This window comes from Marinicella marina, assembly GCF_030065545.1.
Lineage (GTDB): Bacteria > Pseudomonadota > Gammaproteobacteria > Xanthomonadales > Marinicellaceae > Marinicella > Marinicella marina.
This window is the reverse complement of the sequence record NZ_JASJNC010000011.1, coordinates 11,559-30,860: the sequence shown is the minus strand read 5'-3', so window position 1 is coordinate 30,860 and position 19,302 is coordinate 11,559. Positions and strand designations below refer to the sequence as shown.

14 protein-coding genes are annotated in these 19,302 nt (G+C 41.3%); 4 read left to right on the top strand and 10 right to left on the bottom strand.

What is annotated here, in order from left to right; genetic code table 11:
- Positions 1-171 precede the first annotated feature (171 nt).
- Complete coding sequence (locus tag QNI24_RS14845) at positions 172-1,893, top strand: hypothetical protein (RefSeq protein ID WP_267177337.1); 1,722 nt, start codon at positions 172-174, stop codon at positions 1,891-1,893.
- An 84-nt stretch (positions 1,894-1,977) separates the two neighbouring features.
- On the opposite strand, the gene QNI24_RS14840 is transcribed toward QNI24_RS14845, so the two are convergent.
- Positions 1,978-3,519 carry an amidohydrolase family protein gene (locus QNI24_RS14840; RefSeq protein WP_267177336.1) on the bottom strand — a complete coding sequence of 514 codons (1,542 nt, stop codon included), beginning with the start codon at positions 3,517-3,519 and terminating at the stop codon, positions 1,978-1,980.
- Positions 3,520-3,639: 120 nt separating this feature from the next.
- The gene (locus tag QNI24_RS14835) at positions 3,640-4,803 is read right to left on the bottom strand and encodes a DJ-1/PfpI family protein (RefSeq protein WP_267177335.1); all 1,164 of its coding nucleotides are present in this window, start codon (positions 4,801-4,803) and stop codon (positions 3,640-3,642) included.
- Positions 4,804-5,033: 230 nt separating this feature from the next.
- Between QNI24_RS14835 and QNI24_RS14830 the strand changes: the two genes are divergently transcribed.
- Both QNI24_RS14830 and QNI24_RS14825 read left to right on the top strand, forming a co-directional pair.
- Positions 5,034-5,726: a response regulator transcription factor gene (locus QNI24_RS14830; RefSeq protein WP_267177334.1), complete on the top strand. Its 693-nt coding sequence runs from the start codon at positions 5,034-5,036 to the stop codon at positions 5,724-5,726.
- A gap of 3 nt (positions 5,727-5,729) precedes the next feature.
- A complete protein-coding gene (locus tag QNI24_RS14825; RefSeq protein ID WP_267177333.1) occupies positions 5,730-7,010 on the top strand; it encodes a sensor histidine kinase in 1,281 nt (426 codons plus the stop codon).
- Between the two features lie 46 nt (positions 7,011-7,056).
- Here QNI24_RS14825 and QNI24_RS14820 read toward each other — a convergent pair whose 3' ends face one another.
- The 6 genes from QNI24_RS14820 to QNI24_RS14795 all read right to left on the bottom strand — a co-directional run bounded on the left by QNI24_RS14820 (position 7,057) and on the right by QNI24_RS14795 (position 13,222).
- Positions 7,057-7,938, bottom strand: a complete 882-nt coding sequence (locus tag QNI24_RS14820) for a hypothetical protein (protein ID WP_267177332.1) — start codon at positions 7,936-7,938, stop codon at positions 7,057-7,059.
- Position 7,939: 1 nt separating this feature from the next.
- Positions 7,940-9,169 carry a hypothetical protein gene (locus QNI24_RS14815; protein ID WP_267177331.1) on the bottom strand — a complete coding sequence of 410 codons (1,230 nt, stop codon included), beginning with the start codon at positions 9,167-9,169 and terminating at the stop codon, positions 7,940-7,942.
- 99 nt (positions 9,170-9,268) lie between these two features.
- A complete protein-coding gene (locus QNI24_RS14810) occupies positions 9,269-9,997 on the bottom strand; it encodes a hypothetical protein (RefSeq protein ID WP_267177330.1) in 729 nt (242 codons plus the stop codon).
- 100 nt (positions 9,998-10,097) lie between these two features.
- Positions 10,098-10,439 carry a hypothetical protein gene (locus QNI24_RS14805; protein WP_267177329.1) on the bottom strand — a complete coding sequence of 114 codons (342 nt, stop codon included), beginning with the start codon at positions 10,437-10,439 and terminating at the stop codon, positions 10,098-10,100.
- A 132-nt stretch (positions 10,440-10,571) separates the two neighbouring features.
- Entirely contained in the window at positions 10,572-11,672 is a 1,101-nt protein-coding gene (locus QNI24_RS14800) for a hypothetical protein (protein WP_267177328.1), read from the bottom strand.
- A 158-nt stretch (positions 11,673-11,830) separates the two neighbouring features.
- On the bottom strand, positions 11,831-13,222 hold the full coding sequence (locus QNI24_RS14795; RefSeq protein WP_267177327.1) for a carboxylesterase family protein: 1,392 nt from the start codon (positions 13,220-13,222) through the stop codon (positions 11,831-11,833).
- Between the two features lie 473 nt (positions 13,223-13,695).
- Here QNI24_RS14795 and QNI24_RS14790 point away from each other — a divergent pair, with 473 nt between their 5' ends.
- Positions 13,696-16,176 carry a hypothetical protein gene (locus QNI24_RS14790; protein WP_267177326.1) on the top strand — a complete coding sequence of 827 codons (2,481 nt, stop codon included), beginning with the start codon at positions 13,696-13,698 and terminating at the stop codon, positions 16,174-16,176.
- A gap of 103 nt (positions 16,177-16,279) precedes the next feature.
- Here QNI24_RS14790 and QNI24_RS14785 read toward each other — a convergent pair whose 3' ends face one another.
- Together QNI24_RS14785 and QNI24_RS14780 are read right to left on the bottom strand one after the other, a co-directional pair.
- Positions 16,280-16,948 (bottom strand): DUF6387 family protein, encoded by a 669-nt coding sequence (locus tag QNI24_RS14785; RefSeq protein WP_267177325.1) that lies wholly within the window; start codon positions 16,946-16,948, stop codon positions 16,280-16,282.
- Positions 16,949-17,034: 86 nt separating this feature from the next.
- Positions 17,035-19,302, bottom strand: coding sequence for a DUF2357 domain-containing protein (locus QNI24_RS14780; protein ID WP_267177324.1), 2,268 nt, complete (start codon positions 19,300-19,302; stop codon positions 17,035-17,037).

Below are 19,302 nucleotides of genomic sequence, written 5' to 3'. Positions count from 1 at the left end.
CGGTTGTGGGTAATCAGTAGTCTTATAAATCCACAAGCCATACACTTTTTCTGCCAATCACATCACAAAATCATTGAATTCCACCTTGATTCAGACTCTTTTCAGGCTCTTTCAGATTTCAAATTATACAAAGAATGGCATGTTTAGTCATTTAAAAAAACGAGGATACACATGCAAGCAATCACAGTTAAAAAGTTAGTAGGTTTTGGTTTATTGGTCGGTCATTCCATGGCCATGGCCTTTGTTACAGTCGGTAACACGCCTGATTGTGACTACGACAACATTTTCCCTGCCTATCAAGACAGCGACATTGAAATGCGGGTCACTAATGAGCAAGTCCACAGCAACAATTTCACCATTGAAAAAATCAAAGTAATCAAAGGCGGTTATGACAGTTGCCAAGATGCAGAAAATAATGTCATGGGCTCACAGAAGACCCGATGGAGTGGGCTCAATGGCAATAACAACACGGTGATCGAAGTGGATGCTGATTTGACCATTGTCAGTACCGTCATTATTGAAAACTTTGACATTTATGCTGGCAACAACACCAGCTTTGCCTCAGCAGGCGGAATTAAGGTGACCGGTAATTCCAATTTGATTTTGCGTAACTCCGTGGTTCGTGACAACCAGGGCAATGAAGGTGGGGGTATCCATGTGTTTGGCGATGAAGCGCGATTGGCCTTGGAAAATACTGAAGTGCGTGACAACAGCGTCACCGGCTATGGTGGCGGCATTTATTGTTCCAATGATGCTTATGTAAGCATCGATGCCCAAAGCACCATTCACCACAACCAGGCCAACTTCAATGGCGGCGGAATCTTCGCTGGTATGGGTTGTGCCGTTCACAGTGACAGCGGCGCTGAAGTTGCTGGCCGTGACGATGAAGGCATCAGCAACAACCAAGCCCAGCGTGGCGGTGGGGTGTACTTGCAAACTGGAGCTCAATTGGTCGCACAAGGCAACACCGATAATCCGGCTCGAATTATCGGAAACTTTGCGACGACGTTCAATGAGTTGGCCGGTGGTGGCTTGTATCTGGCTGGCGCAAACACCACAGCCATGTTGAGCAACACCCATTTGCAATTCAATTCTGCTGACGGGGACGGTGGCGGATTCGTGGTGACTGATCAAGCCACTTTAACCATGGGCCGGTCTGGACAGGGTTGCCAATATTCAAATCAAGACTTGTGTTCTGAACTCTCAAGAAACGAAACCCTGTCTTTTACAGCCACTGGAGCTACTGGACACATTTCTGCAGGTGGCTCAGTCGATATTTCGCAAACACTGGTTGCAAACAACCTGTCTATCAATACGGCTGGGGTTGTGCTGGACAACGGCGCTTACTTGCGACTTGAAGGCAATTTAATCAGCAATAATGATGGTCTGGGTGCACAATCCGCGGCCCCTCATTTGTTCTACCTGGATGGCGATAACAACCAGGCCTCACAACTGGACTTCGGTTTCAATACAGTGGTTAACAACAACGTGGACAATTTTTTCACCACCAACAACAGCAACAGCAGCCAGTTAATTAATGTGTTCAACAGCATCATTTGGGACTTCGGCACCATATTTAATTTTAATGGCCCAGCCACCGCCCAAATCGATTGTGCCACTGTGCATGAGTCAGCCAGCCTCAGCGGCAACGTCGGTGCCGTGTTGACCAATGATCCACTTTTCATCAATCCAGCCATGGGTGACTACCGCCCTTCCTTGGCCTCTGATGCCATCGACTTTTGTGACAACGACCTTTTCACCGACCAACACCCAGGCCTCAATGGTAACCCCCGTGGCCATGACATGAGCAGCGTCAACAATGCCTTTGGCACTTACGATGCTGGCGCTTATGAATATTACCCTGAAATTATTTTTCGCTCGGGTTTTGATTGATAAAGCCTTGTTACTCATAGCCGCCTCACCGAGCGTGTTTAGGCGGTTGAAAGCAATCATGTCCCAACAGCATTCATCAAACAGCTAGTCTGCCAACTGTACCCGCATCAGGGGGCTCATAAGCATGTGCATGAGGTATTTGGTGTTGAGATGAATCGAACTGGCCATTTCGCTGGTGTATTGCTCCAGTGACATCAGGGCTTGGTGGTCGTAGTAGTGACCATTGAGTAAGACAGCTTTGATGGTTTGGGTGTTTTTGATGTCGTCCAGGGGGTTGGCACGGAGGATGATAAGATCTGCGCGCTTGCCTTCCTTTACACTGCCGGTGATGGCAGCGACGCCACTGAACTCTGCCGGCCACAAGGTGGCGGCTTTGAGGGCTTGGGTTGTGGGCATGCCGGCTTCGACCAGATGTTGGAGTTCATGATGGACGCTGAGGCCACTGTATACCAGGGTGTCTATGTTGTCGGTGCCGACCAAAATCTTCACACCCCGCTGATGGGCTTGTTTGATCTGGGTTTCGACCAATTCATAATAATCCTGATGCACAAATCGGCCTTCACGATCATGCCCCCTGGCGGCTCTGTTTACATCCGGTTGCCAGATCAAGGTTTTCACCACTGTGGGGATGTAGTCAAGAAGGGCCTCATCCTCAAAGTTAACAGCTTTGGATTGGGCACTCATTTTCAAGGTGGTTAAAGTGGGTACCCAGGCGGACTGGCTGTTGGCCATTTCGCGCATCAACTGTGCACATCGCTTTGGATTTTGCTGATTAATGATGTCTCTGATTTTATCGGCGTTGTAGGCTGAAATGGGGTCATCCAGGCCTCTGAATCCTGCGATGTCCTGATAACAATCAAAGGCAAACAAGCGGCCATGTTCGATGCTGGACATCTGATTGTTGAGCGCTTCTGTCAATGGAACTTTTAAGGGCTTGTGACCGGCCAGCGTCATGCCCTGCTCACCTGCGGCTTCAGCCAGCCAGTTGAATTGATCCCGGCTGAGTTCAGAATAGGTTTTGATGAAATCCGTGCCTTGGGTGGCGTAGAAGTCCACCAATTGTTCAGCATCATGTTGGCTGTTAACACGGAAATAATCAACAAACCCATCAGGTACTTCGTTGCCACCATTGGTTTGGTAACTGCTTTGTTGGTGGTAAATCGGAGACACAGCCTGCCCGGCATCTGCTTGCTGTGACCATGTCTTTCTGTCCTTCGGACACCCCCAGTAAGCATCGTTTTGATCCAGACAACCGGACATGTCCCGCACTGAAGTCACCCCAAAGCGAATGAACATGGGATGATGAATGTATGGGGAAATTTTCAAACTGTGCGTGTGCATGTCCCACAATCCTGGCATCAAGTAGTTTCCGCTGCCATCAATCAACTGGTGATGGCCGTAATCCGTGGGTTGTATCGATGCTGAAATGGCTTCAATACGTCCATCGGTAATGACCACATGTTGCTGCCTCGTGATGCGTTCGTTGACCACATCAACCACATGAATGTTGGTGATGAACCAATCTCCTTTCACTGGTCGCACATCTGGGCCTTTGAGTGGCAGCAGGTAAAGTAAAAATACAGCTGCTATGAGGAGCATGATCATTGCCAATAATAACCAGCTCATTTTTTTCAATGTTTTCACCATGATTTATGTGTCGGTTGTGTTTTTAATGCGGCATGTTGCAGGCAGTGGTTAAAGCCTGCAACATTCAAGTATTCATTGGGCTTCAGTCGCAGCACGCTATCACTGCAGCTGCGCCAGCAAATCTTGGGCTTCAGTGAGATCAGGATGACTGGTGCTGAGTTCAGTGAGCAATTTCTTGGCCTGACTGGTCTGGTCCAATTTCATATGGGCTTTGGCAATTTGCAGGTTCAGCTTGGGGTGATTCATGTCATCTTGAGCCAGTTGCATCAAGGTCATTGCCTTGCGGTAATCGTCCTCGGCTTCAGCTGCGGCAAAATACATGTAGCCATACATACCCATCAGCATGGGTTGATAGCTGGCGGTGTTGTTTTGGTATTCATGTATCGCCTGTTCATCTCCTTTGAGGATCTCAGCCACCAGTTTCAAGGTCAAGTCATCGCTGTACTGATTACCCGAATTGGGGGTGATTCCCATGGCCTTCAGGAGGGTTTGTGCAGTGTCGACTGTTGATGCTGGGTTTTGTCCGGTCACCAGGCGCTGGTCAATGGCCACATGACTGAGCATCATCGGACTGCTTTCAAAGTGTGCTTGTCGTTCTTTGAATTTATCTTCAATCAGAAAGTCAAAGTGCTGCACCCATTTTTTACCGAATACCTGTTCTTCGATATTGGTAAAACTGTTAACTTTTTTACCTGTCACCAGGTAGCTGCCGTTGTCTAACTTCACATCAACCAGCGCCGCAGGACCATGACACACAGCACCCACACTACCGCCTGCCTGATAGACATCTGCGATGATGTGTTGCAGTGTTTTATCATATGGCAAATCAAACATCGCACCTTTACCACCGACCACAAACACCGCTGCATAATCACTGCTGTTGATTGCATTGAGGGCCAGGGTGTCGGTGAGTTTACTGACAGCCTGTTGGTCTGCCAAAAATGTTTGGTTATAACTTTTATTGGCATCGTATTCATCAGCTTCTACCGCCCCACCCTGCGGACTGGCAATGTCGATTGCGACCCCATTGTCGCGAAAGGTCAAATAGGCTTTGGCCAGTTCATCGAATTCAAAACCGGGTTTCGTTTTGCCTTGGTCTTCACCATAACCACTGACCACCATCAGGATCGTTTGCTGGAGTTGTGTTTCAGTCTGTGATTCGGCCGATTCAGCCATGGCCTGGTCACTGGTGCTGAACATCACCACCCACAAGGAGGCAAGCCATATGGTATGGCTTTTGTTTTTTCTAAAAGTGCATTTCATTGGTGTTCTCCAAAGTAAAAACAATGACTTTATGTCGCCATCTGTGAAATGACTGTTAAGTGGATTTCACATTCATTTCACAATTTTGGGTGTGAACTTAATGGCAGTTTAAAGCGGCGAGATTGTTGCTATAATGTAGGGTGTTGAACCCACAGGTTATAATCAATCCCATTGAATACAAAAGAACCCAGCCCATTGATATGGCTTGGCATACAAACACCTGAAATCTGATGCAAGCTGAACACAATCTATCTGTACTGGTCATTGAAGACCAAAGAGAAATAGCCCATAACATCAGTCGCTATTTTGAACAGCTGGGATACATCACGGATTTTGCCTACACGGGCACACAGGGCCTGAGCCTGGCTTTAGAGAACTATTATGATGTCATTATCCTTGATGTCATGTTGCCAGGACTGGACGGTCTGATGGTGTGTTCAGTGATTCGCCAGAAATCTAAACGCCACATCCCCATCATCATGTTAACCGCCCGAGACACACTGGATGACAAAATTAAAGGATTTGAAAATGGCGCCGATGATTACCTGACCAAACCGTTTGAACTCAAGGAGTTGCACATGCGTTGTCTGGCCCTTGCCAAGCGCAACGGTTTCAACAAAAGCAGCATAATCACCATTGGCGATTTGTCAGTGGATTTGCAACAACAAACAGCGCATCGGGGTGGCAACTTGCTGGAACTGCATGCCATGAGCTTTAAGCTGTTGGCTTTGTTGGCTGAAGCCTATCCTCGGGAAGTGACCCGCTCTGAGATCAGTCAAAAGTTGTGGGGTGATGAACCCACAGAATCAGATGCCATCCGCAGCCACATTTATCAATTAAGGACGGTGGTGGATAAGCCCTTTGATTTTGCCATGATCAAAACGCACCATGGCATTGGTTTTTCACTTCAGGCAGAAAGCTGAACCATGACTAAAAACAAGCCAACAACCAGCCTACAAAGCATCATCATCCGAAATTTCATTGGCTTCGCGGTGGTCAGTGCAGTGCTGTTCAGTGCGGTTAATTTTCTGATCGCCTATACGATTGAAGATGAATATTTTGATTTACACCTTCAGGCTGAAGCAGAACATATGTCGGCAGCGGAGGCCACCCATGGTAGTTGGCCGGAACCACGATTTGCTTACATGAGATTTTATGCATCCAGTGATGATTTACCGGCCGAAATCAGCCAAGTTCTGGCAACGGAACCTGATCGGGTTGAACTGCAAGGCACCGGTGAGCGATACTTTCACATCCATCGGTTTAACCAAAACCAGGGACCTTTTTTGATTTCTGAAGTCAGTGACATGTTGATGGTGCGTTCGCACACCAGATTCATTGTCTTGTCACTGTCAGTCATCGCGACCTTAGTGACGATATTGGCGGTCTATTTTGCTTTCAAACTGGCCAAAAGAACCGCCAGGCCAATGACTCAACTGGCCGATTCTGTGGCATTATTAGAACCCAACAAACTGCCTGATGATTTCCCATCCAACCAAGCTGAACATGAAGTCAGACAATTGGCAGAGGCCATCAAACAACTGATCAACCGGGTGACCTACTTCGTCAGCAGAGAACAGCACTTTACCCGTGATGTCAGTCATGAGCTCAGAACCCCCATAGCAGTGATCAAAAGCTCAGTTGAACTCTTGCTACAACAAACAAAAACACTGGACAAACAACAGCTCAAAACCCTCCTACAAATAGACTTTGCCTGCGTTCAGATGGAACAAACCGTGGTGACTTTGTTGTCTTTGGCCAGGGAGAAAACACCACAACATGTGCCCGCCATTAAACTGTTGCCGGTGGTTGAAAAAGTGGTCTTACAACAATCAAAACACATTGCAGACAAAGCTGTTGAAGTGATCATTGATGTCGCTGCAGACACTCAGTTATTGATGCATGAAGCTGAATTGGTGATTTTATTATCAAACCTGATCGGTAACGCCTTTCAATACACCCACCAAGGCACCGTCACCATCCAATTCAAGAACAATGTACTGAGTGTAACAGACACCGGAAAAGGCATTGAAGACGCGCTCCAGCCGCATGTTAAAAAACCTTTGATGAAAGGCCCCGACAGCCAGGGCTTTGGCATTGGATTATCATTGGTGGACCGGCTTTGCGAACACCAGAACATTACTTTCGAAATGAGTACCCACAATAAGGGAACCACTGTCAGTTTACGGGATTTGCCGATCAAGTAAGTGATTGACCCATTGATTAATTTACTGACCCCAATAAGTACTGTTTCTAATTGAAATTAAACAAGTTTTTGAGCAGATTTTTAGTTATCTGGATTTCGTTGCGGATGCCTGGTATGTAGTGGGTGTTGACGAAGGTATTGAAGTCCAGACCACAGCCTTGCTCATATTCCAGACACATGTTGTTCATCAGCGCACTGTCAGCGCTACAATCAGCACCACGTTCACAAGCCACCAAGAAGCTTGACTGTTTGATGACGTATTCGACCATGGCTTGATCATGGGCCTGCAGTTGAGCTTTTACTTTCGGAGTGATTTCTTGCTGAAAAAAGCGCTTGTACATGTTGGCGGTGATCAGCAGTTCCATGCCGGTTTTCTTGTTGATTTCTGAGTAAATGTTAACCACTTGTTCTGGCGTGTATGTTTCAGCACCACTAAAAAATGCTTCAAATCTTTTACGGAATTCAGGTTCACTCATTTTGGCCAAAAGTTTTTGTTTCGAGTAATTTTTAATCTGCTCTTGTTGTGCTTCACATTGCTTGAAATGTGACATGAGGTGATCTTTTTGTTGTTCACTCAAGTCACTGACATTGATTCCATTGTTTTTATCTGGCGACATATATTCATTGCACAATGAATACTCAATCATGCCCATGAATGCATCAATCACTGGATCTTGATGAAAAGTCTGACCTTCAGGCCAGTATTCAGACCCAGCTTCAGGCATTTGGGTCTGATTGGTGGTGGGTGTTTCAACCGGCTCTTTCAGTGGTTCAATCGGTGCAGAATCATTTTTCCATAGGCTTGGGTCTACTTTTTCAGGAGTGGTCGCTTGCGTTTGATCATTGGTCTGTTCTGGCAATTGATCTTGAGTGAAATACCAGATGAGCGCAATAGCCAGAATCACTGTTAACAATATACCGTATTTCATTTTAGTACCCTCCCGTGATTATGTGTTCAACATCAAGCAACTGATTGGCTGAGAGGTGATGATTTAAATAATAATCAATCACACCTGTTTCACACGCCAAGGGTGCATTTTCTCTGGCGAAGTTCAAACAAAGGTTCTCAGCCAGCCTTGAGTTTAGATCACAGGGATGTGACAACTCACAGGCCCTGAAATGCACCACCACTGGTTCCAGAAAGCTGGCGTACTTGTCAGGAATGATAATTATGCCGCCAGTGAGTTGCGCGGCAATTTCCGGCGCTTCGATTTGGGTGTACTGCTCGGTCAACATGCCATAAATCGCCAAATAAGCATCGGATGAGGTGGTGTTGACCAGTTCATGTATGATTTGTGCGGTCAGTTGCTCTTTCACCGCTTCGAGTTCAGTTATCCACTCGGTATCGATGAACTTGTTGTCCTCCAAGCGCTGATCTATTTCAGCAATTTGTTGGTTCAGTTCATCCACCAACAGCTGATCGGCTTCAGAATAGCCACCAAATAGGCTGAGGGGTTGTGGCATTTGTTGTTCCAGTGTTTTTCTGATATCCCATAGTTCAAACCGCAGGTTCACATCGATGTCTTCTCCTGCTCGGGCATTTCTTAATCGATTGTGGTTTTCCCTAAAATCTCTGAGCAGATTCAAGGTGGCCTCAAGGCTGCGTTCTTTGGCTGTTTTGGGCTTGATGGCCTGATACCGCGCTTGTAATTGTTTTCTGGCCACTTCAGCATAGTAGACACCCGTGCTGAAATCAGAAAGCTGAACGCATCGATCTAAACGATTTACCAGGGTTTGTTGTTGTGCTGCTGGTATTTCTTCGAAAGTTCTTCCACCAAGGACATATTGGAAGGGGTCTTCATCGTATAACGCATTGCCTATCATCATCATACACCCTTCGTAATACACATAGTCCCGATAGGCCTCAATATAACTGGGATCATCTTTCATCGGCTGAACCTCGCGGCGACTCAAAAAAGACAGCCACAACTTAGCTTGCTCTGCCATCATTTTATCTTGTTCTGCTTGCCACTTTTGCTGATCAAACACCACTGGTGCCGGCTGTTCCTCAGCCTGACTGATTACATTGGGCTGCCCGACTGGTTCCGGTTGTATCTCTACCGATTGATCTTTTAGCTCGTTGTTTTGTTGTTTAATGATATTGACAGCGATGCTGATGACAACCACCAACAACAAAATGACTTTGATGTATTTATTCACAGTTTCCTTATCCTATTCCTTTTGTTACCAACCAGTGTTTCAGCCCAAGTATTATAAAAACAACGGATTCAGAGACGTTGATTTGTACATTTGATTGATTTATTTCATCACTCCTAAAACTTTCAATTGATGCTTTACACCATTCAAAATCAATTCAAACATGACATTTTTGTCTTCCGTGATATCCGAATAACCAATAGTCTCAACACCTCTATTATTGTGGTATTTGGTTGTGAAGTTTGACATTGTTTTCATTGTTCCGGCTATTTTTTTTCTTGTTGTGGCATCGTATAAAGAAACTGAACTGATCGCATAATATTTCGCACTTGGCCTGCCGAATGCGCTTCTTTTATACAACCCAAAACCACCCACATTCAAGCCAGTGAAATAAACAGGGTCCTCCGTCACCACAGAATGTATAAATAAAACCATGTCAAAATTTTCTTTTAAAGCATATGGAAAAATCTTTTCATCAAATCCTTTAAAAACAATATTACCTGACCAAAAACTATTTTCTAATTTTTCCATGTTGTTTTTTAATGAGGATATATCATGTGAAACCAGTTCGAACCTCTCATCAGTAATGAACTCACTCACTTTCTCTTCAACAACATCATCGATCTGCCAATCACTGACATCGATGGTATTAAATTTATTCGAAAAAACAGTGAACCCAATGTGCATCAATTCATAATCATCACCCATTGTTGAAACCACTAAAACCCTTTTGGTTTCGTCTATGGCTGCCAAAGTTTTTACACCTTGAGTTGCACATCCTTTAAGCAGGACAATCATTAATAACAAAATAATTTTTAATTTGAACTTCATATTTTCACTCTCATTGATATTTTTAAATTTGGATTTACCTTACTTCCAAGGAACTGACGCCTTGACTTTCGGATAATCAGCATCACTGGCCTCATTGTTTTCATTCCCAACGCGCCTCATTGTTTCTTGCCAGTCTGTTGATTTTTTTCTGGTGGATTACCATCACAGTAAAATAGATGACTATAAATGGTAAAAGCATAATGCCATTGAAACTACCCGGGCCTGCATTCCGTAACATCAACCAGGCCCCTAAATACACCAAGAACAGAAACACCATATTAGCGACCTGAATCAAAGCCAAGTCCCTATAGTCCTCTGGGTTTTCATAGAGCTGAGCTAATTTTTCTTCACTGCCAAACAGCGCAATTAGGTGCTTAATAGGCACCCCAAAGAACAGTAAAAAAACCAATATTAAATAAAAAATCACGCCTAATTCTTCCATGTATATTCTCCTTCTTCAGTAGCTTCTATAAATCTGGGTTTCTTTATCCTTATTAATTCATAGGAATTCTTAAAAACTAATCTTTTAATACTAAAAGAAAAATCAATTTGCATCTACCCTGTTGAGCTCAAATTAATCTCTAGGTTGCCTCATATCCTCAATCATTTGCTCTCTGAGCACACCATAGGCCTTGTACATTTCTGCAAAGGCAGATTCACTTCCAGCAAAATAGCCAATTTGCCCAAGTCTTAAGTGTTGATTCTCCTCAATAACATAAATGGTCACCCATGCAGGATGTGCTGAATGACAAGGCTGAGTAAAGTAAATATTGGCATTGATGTCTTTTGCGGCCACTTGGGTCGTACACTTGTCTTCATAACTGTAAACAGCACCACTGTATTTGATGGTGGCCAGCTGATAGTAATTTGCCCACTGCTCTGAACTGATGCCTGCTGTCTGATGTGGTCTCACTGAGAAATTTACTTCAGACATGGATGCTGCCGCTTCCTTATCCATCATATTGGTCTCTTCCCTGATGACTTTGAACTCGCCTGACTCGTCTTGATGAAAAATCAATACCCCTGAACAGAGTTCAAGGTTTGGATAAACACAACCATAATCAAATGCCACATAAATACCAGGACCTGCCGCATTTGGTGGGTCTTTATACCAAGTCAGTTTCAAATCAACAAACTCACCAGCCCCTCCAACACTTTTACGAAACGCCTGTTTATCTTTCTTCCAGCGCTTATAAGGTGAGATGTTCTGGTTCACAGCAGTTAACATCTCATAAGCTGTTTTGTATTTCTTTTTATTCAATAATCCTTTGTAAGTATCGAAGGCACTCATGGCTTGTTGCTTGAGCTGGTCATCAGCCACAAAAACAACATCTGAATTTTTCTCAGTTCTTGATTGTTCAATAGGTTCATCTTCACATGTCAGTTCTTGATCTAATTCAAAAGTAACGGCTTCTTGATTATCAGGAGCATTCAATGATTCTTTCTTTGAAAATTCATAACGACCTAAAACCACAAATTGATCACCACAAACCTCATTGGCACGTTCTGATATCAAAGCCTGCGCAGCTTTCACATCACTGACTTCATCACTGCTCAAAACGATTCGGTGAGAGCCATCTGTATTTGATTCCACTGTAAAAGTCGTACCTGCAAAGCTGGTAAAGGCTGTCAGGCATGAAGCCAAAGTTAAAATTGATTTAATGAAGTAATCCATTAGGTTTTGTCCATTGAGGTGAGATTTAATTCTAATTTAAACTGAGGTATTATCCAAGTGCTTGGGATGGATTAGGCTACCGTAGGACGCAAGGGAATTGTCTTGATTTTTCCCAATCGTTATTTCGCCACCATTGAATCACACCCCATTGTATAGAATCATTCAATCCTTGATAACTTTAACCCACCCAAGTAAGCAAAGCGCCCTGTTCCATCTGGGCTGACAGTTATTTCCAGAATGATGCTGTCACTGCCACTGATGTCATCAAAAATGACACTACCGGCGGTGTTATCTGAAACTTCCATATCCAAAGAAGTGGCTCCAATGGTATAACGAGTCAGTCTGAAGCGTCCACCATCATCACCGGTTCTGCTCGCATACAGTTCTAAATCGTATGTAGCCATTTGATCCAAACCAGAAATGGTGACCGCAGCAGATTCCAGCAAAGCGGCATCATGACCATCAAATGAACCCGCCCAAAAGTTATCGGCAGTGACCATTTCAGGCAGGCCCAAGCTGTTAGCGCCGATGCCATTTTGATTGGTCCCATCAAAGGAGTCAGTTATTGTAAAACTCACAGTGGTGCTGCTCAGTTGGTTATCTAAGGCATTAATGACAGCACCGGATAAGTTGGATACATTGTTCCATGGATCGGGGCTGGCGCCAGAGGCTATGCCAAAGTCCACCTTGATGTCATTACCGACCATCAGCGGCTCAGGAACCACCACTTGCATGTTTTTCTTGGTCAAGAACCAGCTGTAGATGTCATGACCAGCTGAGAGGTTATAGGTTCTGGTCCATGAATCATGCCCCACCCCAGGATAAATCACCATGCTGGTGTCGATGGGTGCAGGATCAGAACAAGCCAAAAGGTTATTAATTGGGTTGGTCGTACCACCCACATTGACGACGCTGTCATTATCACCATGAAAAGCCCAAATAGGCACCCGATTCATCTCACAACCACCATTGGTGAAGGCACTGTTACCATTTCCAGCAATGGGCACCACAGCTGCGATTTGGGTATTGGTATGATTGCCTAAATAGTTCCAACTACCAATAGCGCCACAACTCAATCCCGTTAAATAGACCCTGTTTGGATTGATGCGATATTGTTCTTTGGCATAATTGATGAAGTCAAAAATAGCAGCAGAACGGGTACAACTGCCTTGCGAGTTTTGAGGAGATAACACCACAAATGGACGCGTCTCATCCCATTGATTGTCATCAATCAGTTTAGGAATACCATTGTCCAACAAATCGTCCAATTGAGCATCACCATCACCATTCTCACCCAAACCATGAATGAAAACGATCAGTGGGTAATCCTGATCACCCTCATCATAGCCCGGCGGTAAGTATTCATAATACCCCTGGGCAGAAGCAGTAGAACCAATGGGTCGAGGCGTATGGCGATCGGAGGGAAACCCAGTAGGATCATCCAATATCGGTAAATCATCAGTTATTTCAAACCCAAATCGAGCAATGACATCACCAGCCAGCAGTGAATAAGGGCACATCAAAGTCAGAATCAATAGCAGTTTTTTCATGGTTATTTGGGTTGTGGTTTATGGGCAGGACCAATTATCAGTCCAATTCAACTATCTGATTATAGCAATTATACAATCACGAGCAAATTTTAAAGTGATGATGCTATTTGATTGACTCATAGGAATGGCTTGTAGATTGAGGTTATTAATTGATGAAGTGTGGTCTTGGCTTTGAAATTCTTTTTCCCCACCCTTGAAACAAAAGTCATCCCGACCCCCGATCCGGATTTAATTGCATGGAAAGCAATTAAACCATGCAATGCAGCCCGAAGGGTTGAGTGCAGGAGCTTGAAATCAATCTAGGTAGACTTTAGCATGATTATTTTTGGGGCCTAGTCGATTCATTTTACTATCAATACATCGATTCAATGTCTCTGAACGCGTTGATTCAAATTATTGTTTTACTATTTGTTATTGATTATTTCATTTTATGATAGAGTTTTGCATATGCTCAATAATCCACAGGTCATAAATTGTTTCAAAATAAATTACATATAATTTCTTTTCTTTCACTGATATTACTTCTTTCAAATAAATCATATTCAAGAAATATTGAAGATTTGTTACATACAAGAATTGATGATACATCAATAAAAGAGCTAATTAACTCACATAGAAACAAGCCGCATTTCAATGATAAACAATTGTTTGATGATTATAAATCAACTGTTCAGACATCTAAAATTCTTCCAACTCCTAATGGGATTGCAGGTGGTGGAGAGCGTTTTGCAAGAAGTGTTTCAGTTGATGGAAATAGGGCACTTATTGGCGCCCCGACTATGGATGGAACTGGATTGGTTTTTGTATATGATTTTGATGGAATAAACTGGATAGAGTCTGCACGATTAAAACCTGCAAATATATCTGCTGATGATGGATTTGGCCAAGCCGTGAGTTTGGATGGAAACCGTGCAGTAATAGGGGCATATGGTGACCAAGGTATTATAAATGATAACTTAGGAGCAGCATACGTTTATGAATTTGATGGGGTTAAATGGAATGAGGCTCAAAAATTAAAACCTGAAAACTTGGGTACATTTGGATATTTTGGGTGGTCAGTAAGTTTATCAGGTGACCGTGTTTTGATTGGTGCATTTATTGATTTTGATGATTTTAACTTCTCAGGTGACGCTTTTATATATGATTTTGATGGCTCACGTTGGAGAGAAAGCCATAATTTTTCAGCTGGAAATGGGATTGATTTTTTTGGGTATTCGGTAAGTTTAGATGGAGATAAAGCTTTAATTGGTGCTCCTCGAAGTGGCGATGCCTATATATATGATTTTAATGGTTCAGAGTGGGTTCAAAATCAACAGATTTTGCCAAATGATAGGGTTAATGATGATAACTTTGGCAGGTCAGTCGTTCTTAAAGATGATAAAGCCTACGTTGGTTCGCCTACAAGTAATTTTAATGAAACCATCGTTGAGTCGGGTGCGGTTTATGAGTTTTTCTTTGATGGAATTATCTGGGTTCAAAATCAAAAAATAATAGCTGAAAATGCTGATGCATATGATAATTTTGGGCGTTCTTTAAGTCTTTATGATGACAGGTTGGCCATTGGTGCACCTAATGGTTTATTTGAGCAGCGTGACATGCCTATTCCTGGAAAATCGTATATATTCAACTTTAACGGATTAACATGGGTTCAGAGTCATTTTTTTTCAGATGACAATAACGTATTTGATAGATACTATGGCATAGATATTAGTTTATCTGCAAATCATATGTTGGTTGGACAACTAGCTATCTCTGGATCTCAATCTGGTTCAGCCACCTCATATTTATTTGACGGTAATAACTGGAATCAATCACAACATATATCGTTAGGTGAAACTGGGGCAGCTAATAGTAACTTTGGCTATTCAGTGAGTTTATCAGGTAATCTAGCATTGATTGGAGCCTATGGTGATTCCACACTCGGTAGCAATGTAGGTGCTGCATATTTATTTCAAAACAATGGCAGTGGCTGGATTCTCAGGCAAAAGCTGTTTCCACAGGATGCTCTGATAGATGGCAACTTTGGCTCCACAGTAAGTCTAAAAAACAATCGAGCGTTAATCAGCTCAGGAAATATTGTTGATGGGAGTATGGGTTCTGTGTATGTGTTCGATTTCAACGGCTCTAAATTGTTTCAAAGCCAGAAAATAGAACCTGATCAACCCGTTTCAAACAACAAGTTTGGTTCATCTATAAGCCAATCTAATGATAACCTTCTTATTGGTTCATATGGACTGGCCACAGTTTTTATATATGAATATGATGGAAGTAGTTGGATTAATTCTGAAAGTCTTATTAGTAACGACCCAAGTGATAATTTTGGTTATGCTGTAGATTTATCAGGTAATAGGGCGATAATTGGAGCCAATATGGGTAATGGTAAAGTTAATAAAAGTACCGGAACCGCATACATATACGAATTTAATGGTGTTAATTGGACTCAAAGCCAGAAGTTAACTGCTTTAGATGATGGCAGCGGTGATCAATTTGGAGCATCAGTAAGTATATCGAACAATAGAATTTTGATAGGAACACCATTTGAGCAATATAATGGAGGAGCTGTTTATGCGTTTGATTACAATGGTTTTATCTGGCAGCAAAGTCAAAAGTTAACAGAACCTTTTAACTTAGAATCCAAAAGGTTTGGTAATTCAGTGAGTCTATCTGGAAATCGTGCATTAATAGGAGCTTATCTTGAAAGTGCTGTTGAGGGCGGTTCGGGAGCTGCTTATATTTACGAGTTTGATGGAGTCACATGGAGAAGAAGTAATAAACTCATTGCAAACGACGGAAATCGTAACGACTATTTTGGTCGTTCTGTAAGTTTATCAAATGGTAAATTTCTGATTGGTGCAAATCGGCATGATCAAAATGGAACCAACTCAGGATCTGCTTATATATTTGAAATTTATGATCCTGCCAATGATTTAATTTATGTAAATGGATTTGAGTAAAGCGAATTAATTAACGTCATTTAATTGGATTTTTTTTAAGACCAAACACACACTGACTAAAAATTATATTTTTTACCAAAGTTTCTGCTCAGTTATCAAAACTTTATTTTGAATATTTATAAAATTCAATAAGGAAGCTAACATTCATCATTTCAGACTCATATTTTTTCACATTTTTTAATTGAGACCTTGATACTCCATAAGGGTTTCTGTCATCGAAAACCCACTGTGTTAATTCAGTAAAAGTTATATCGCCATGGTTTTTAATGCTGTAGTTATTTATTTTGCACCAAATTATTAAATCAAAATAAGCCAGCACCCTATGCATAGCCCACCTTTTCTGTTGATTTTCATTGAGTGATTGTGTTTTTTCTAGAGGAGAAAATTCGTCAATTAACCTTTCAAATTCAACAGTCAATTCTCCGGATTCATCAAGAATTTCATCGTTATCTGCCGCTATAAATAATTCCTTTATTTCCTTATCCAATTTATCTAATTTTATTTCATGAATTTCTTTAGAAAGCTCATCAATAGTAAAATTAGTAACAAGCTTCTTTAATGAAACGACACCTTTATCGGTCTGAGGGTATATTTGATTCTGAATTTTTTCAAATAGCTCTTTGATTGGTTTATTTGCTACTTCTTTTTGAGATAATACATAAAATAAAAACCTCAATGATAGTTGTTCGAGCCATTGTTTTTTTGAAAATGACTTTGATTGGTCGTATTTTTCAACAATAAACCAGTCAGGTTTGATTAATTTTGATTTCATAATTAGAGGCATTAGCAACAAATCTAATAATAACAGAATAATTAAAATTTGGGATACCTAGATCACTATCCTTAAGAGCATAAAGCTTATTTATTCACATTTTCATATAGTTCTGAAAGATTTGTCGTGAATGGTTTTGCAGACTGACGACCGGTTAAGTAGTTTTTTAATTTTTTTATATTCCATGAAACATTACCAAAAAGATTCATATCTGCTTTTCGAATATTGATCACCAAATACAAGCCTTTAGTTTTAGCGTTATTTGGGTAGCCTTTATTAATTAAATCTTCTTTCGAAAAAACTTTAGGCCCTTTACTGGTAATCTCCCATAGGTCAGATGATGAATCGTCTCCAAAGGTATGAAGTAACAAATACTTAGCACCAACTGTTTCTTTATCTAATATTAGCGAGCCATTACCACTTCCCATTCTAAAGTTATATAGCCCTTTTTTAATCCAATCATAATGCGCCTCATCTTTATAAAACCCTACTAGAACATTAGTTTCACTTGGAATAAGTTTTTTACCACCCAAATATTCCGGTAAAGGCTCTCTTATTTCTTTTGAACTCTTATCTTTATGAATCTGATATGACTTAACAGCTATATTTTCTCTTTGCGTAGAGCGATTTAAAAAATGATTCAATACATCTTTTATAAACTCTTCTAAATAAGCTGTTTCGTCTATGTTCTCAGTTGGCTTTATTGGAAATGCGCCCAAACCGGGTAGTATTTCATGAAATCCTTTGAATATCTTATTTTTATCACCAGGGTAGACAACATAGGCACCACTGGTTCTTCTGATGGCATCTTTATATGCGTGCATTTTTAATAAATCTACATTTTTATATACACCATTTACAATTTCATTTTTTTCATTATCAATACTACCTAAATCGTCGTCGCCCATAATAGCCTTTATATTAGAGACTTTATATTTAGCATCGAAGTGGATATGTACAATTTCATTTTTTTCTTCGGCTCTTTTTTCAGTTAGTTTTGTTGGCCAAATTGATAGGGTGTAATCAGGCCTTAGAGTTGTAGACCAACTTCCTGCTTTTGCAATGTCGTCATTTTTCACAAAAGTTCTGTTGTAATTAAAGCGAATATTTAAATTCCTATTGCCTGTTGTGTATGTTCCACTTAAAGGTGTAAATCTACCTTGTTTGAGCATTAGACTGAAACCATCAGTTGATGGAACGATTAATTTCTGGATTGCTTTTTGTTCTACTTTAAAGATACCAGTTAGAACATCTAAAAATTTAAAAAACAACCAATACTCATATAAAGTAGCTATATCCTTCTTACCACCTTGATAAACATCTTCGCCCCCTGACCAAATTAACTTTGCTGCTAAATCATACTTAATCCATAAATTTAAAATTTCTCGATAACCCCCTTTTCTCTGTAATGTTGGACTATTAAGCTTTAATGTTGTGGGTTGTGAGACCTCTTTGAACAGATCATGTTGAAGATGGCTTTCTAAATTTTCGATGACTATTTTAGCTTCTCTTTTCAACCTTGTTCCAGCATTAGGGTGATTAGAAATATCAAATGAAAACTGCAAAAACGTTTCTAAGGCATGTTTGATAAATCTATTTTCTGGAGTGTCCACACTTTCAGATTTTCTTTTGGTCTCAATTTTAGTTGCAATTGAACTTAACCCATATTTTGTCAACGCGTGGTTTGGTGGAAGCTTTTGTTTCGAGTTTGAATTGATTAGCTTTCTGAGATCACTGTTTCTAAATTGTTTTATATTCCTAACATCATTCAATTCAACTTTGTCCGACCATTGAGTGGCAGGAGAAGAAATAATACGTTGTATAGACTCTTCGAATTCATCCGAATTAATCATTGAATTAACAAATGCAAACCGCTGATACAGAGTCTGACTATCTTCGTTAAAATCTGATTCAAAAGTGTGGCTAACAGGTGAGTTGGATTGAAGAATTAAATCAGTACATTTATCAGCTATTGAATTTAGCATATACCGATAATCCTCACGGTAGCTTGTTTTTGTTGACTGAACTTCTAAATCCAATGAGCCTTTTCTTTCATCATTTTCTAATATTTCTAATGACAAAGCCCCTACGAATATATTAGGCTCTATTCGCCCAATATGTTTATCTCTTTTTCTCTCTCGAACGATTGTTGACTGTTCAGGACAGTTTAATCGATAGCTCTTCTTTGAGAATTTATAATCGTAAAAGCATCCCTCTTTAATTTGATACCTTGACTCATACTCGAAGGTTTCATTTGTATCTTCTTCAATGTCGTCATACTCAGAATCAATAAACAAAACCAATTCTTTTTCAATATGGGATAAATCAATTTCTAGACTGCTCTTACTTTCCAT

Excerpts from the sequence above, each read along its gene's own strand:
- QNI24_RS14845 (WP_267177337.1), top strand. The coding sequence starts at position 172 with ATGCAAGCAATCACAGTTAAAAAGTTAGTAGGTTTTGGTTTATTGGTC.
- QNI24_RS14835 (WP_267177335.1), bottom strand. The coding sequence starts at position 4,803 with ATGAAATGCACTTTTAGAAAAAACAAAAGCCATACCATATGGCTTGCC.
- QNI24_RS14840 (WP_267177336.1), bottom strand. The coding sequence starts at position 3,519 with ATGAGCTGGTTATTATTGGCAATGATCATGCTCCTCATAGCAGCTGTA.
- QNI24_RS14785 (WP_267177325.1), bottom strand. The coding sequence starts at position 16,948 with ATGAAATCAAAATTAATCAAACCTGACTGGTTTATTGTTGAAAAATAC.
- QNI24_RS14825 (WP_267177333.1), top strand. The coding sequence starts at position 5,730 with ATGACTAAAAACAAGCCAACAACCAGCCTACAAAGCATCATCATCCGA.
- QNI24_RS14820 (WP_267177332.1), bottom strand. The coding sequence starts at position 7,938 with ATGAAATACGGTATATTGTTAACAGTGATTCTGGCTATTGCGCTCATC.
- QNI24_RS14805 (WP_267177329.1), bottom strand. The coding sequence starts at position 10,439 with ATGGAAGAATTAGGCGTGATTTTTTATTTAATATTGGTTTTTTTACTG.
- QNI24_RS14780 (WP_267177324.1), bottom strand. The coding sequence starts at position 19,302 with ATGGAAAGTAAGAGCAGTCTAGAAATTGATTTATCCCATATTGAAAAA.
- QNI24_RS14810 (WP_267177330.1), bottom strand. The coding sequence starts at position 9,997 with ATGAAGTTCAAATTAAAAATTATTTTGTTATTAATGATTGTCCTGCTT.
- QNI24_RS14795 (WP_267177327.1), bottom strand. The coding sequence starts at position 13,222 with ATGAAAAAACTGCTATTGATTCTGACTTTGATGTGCCCTTATTCACTG.
- QNI24_RS14830 (WP_267177334.1), top strand. The coding sequence starts at position 5,034 with ATGCAAGCTGAACACAATCTATCTGTACTGGTCATTGAAGACCAAAGA.
- QNI24_RS14800 (WP_267177328.1), bottom strand. The coding sequence starts at position 11,672 with ATGGATTACTTCATTAAATCAATTTTAACTTTGGCTTCATGCCTGACA.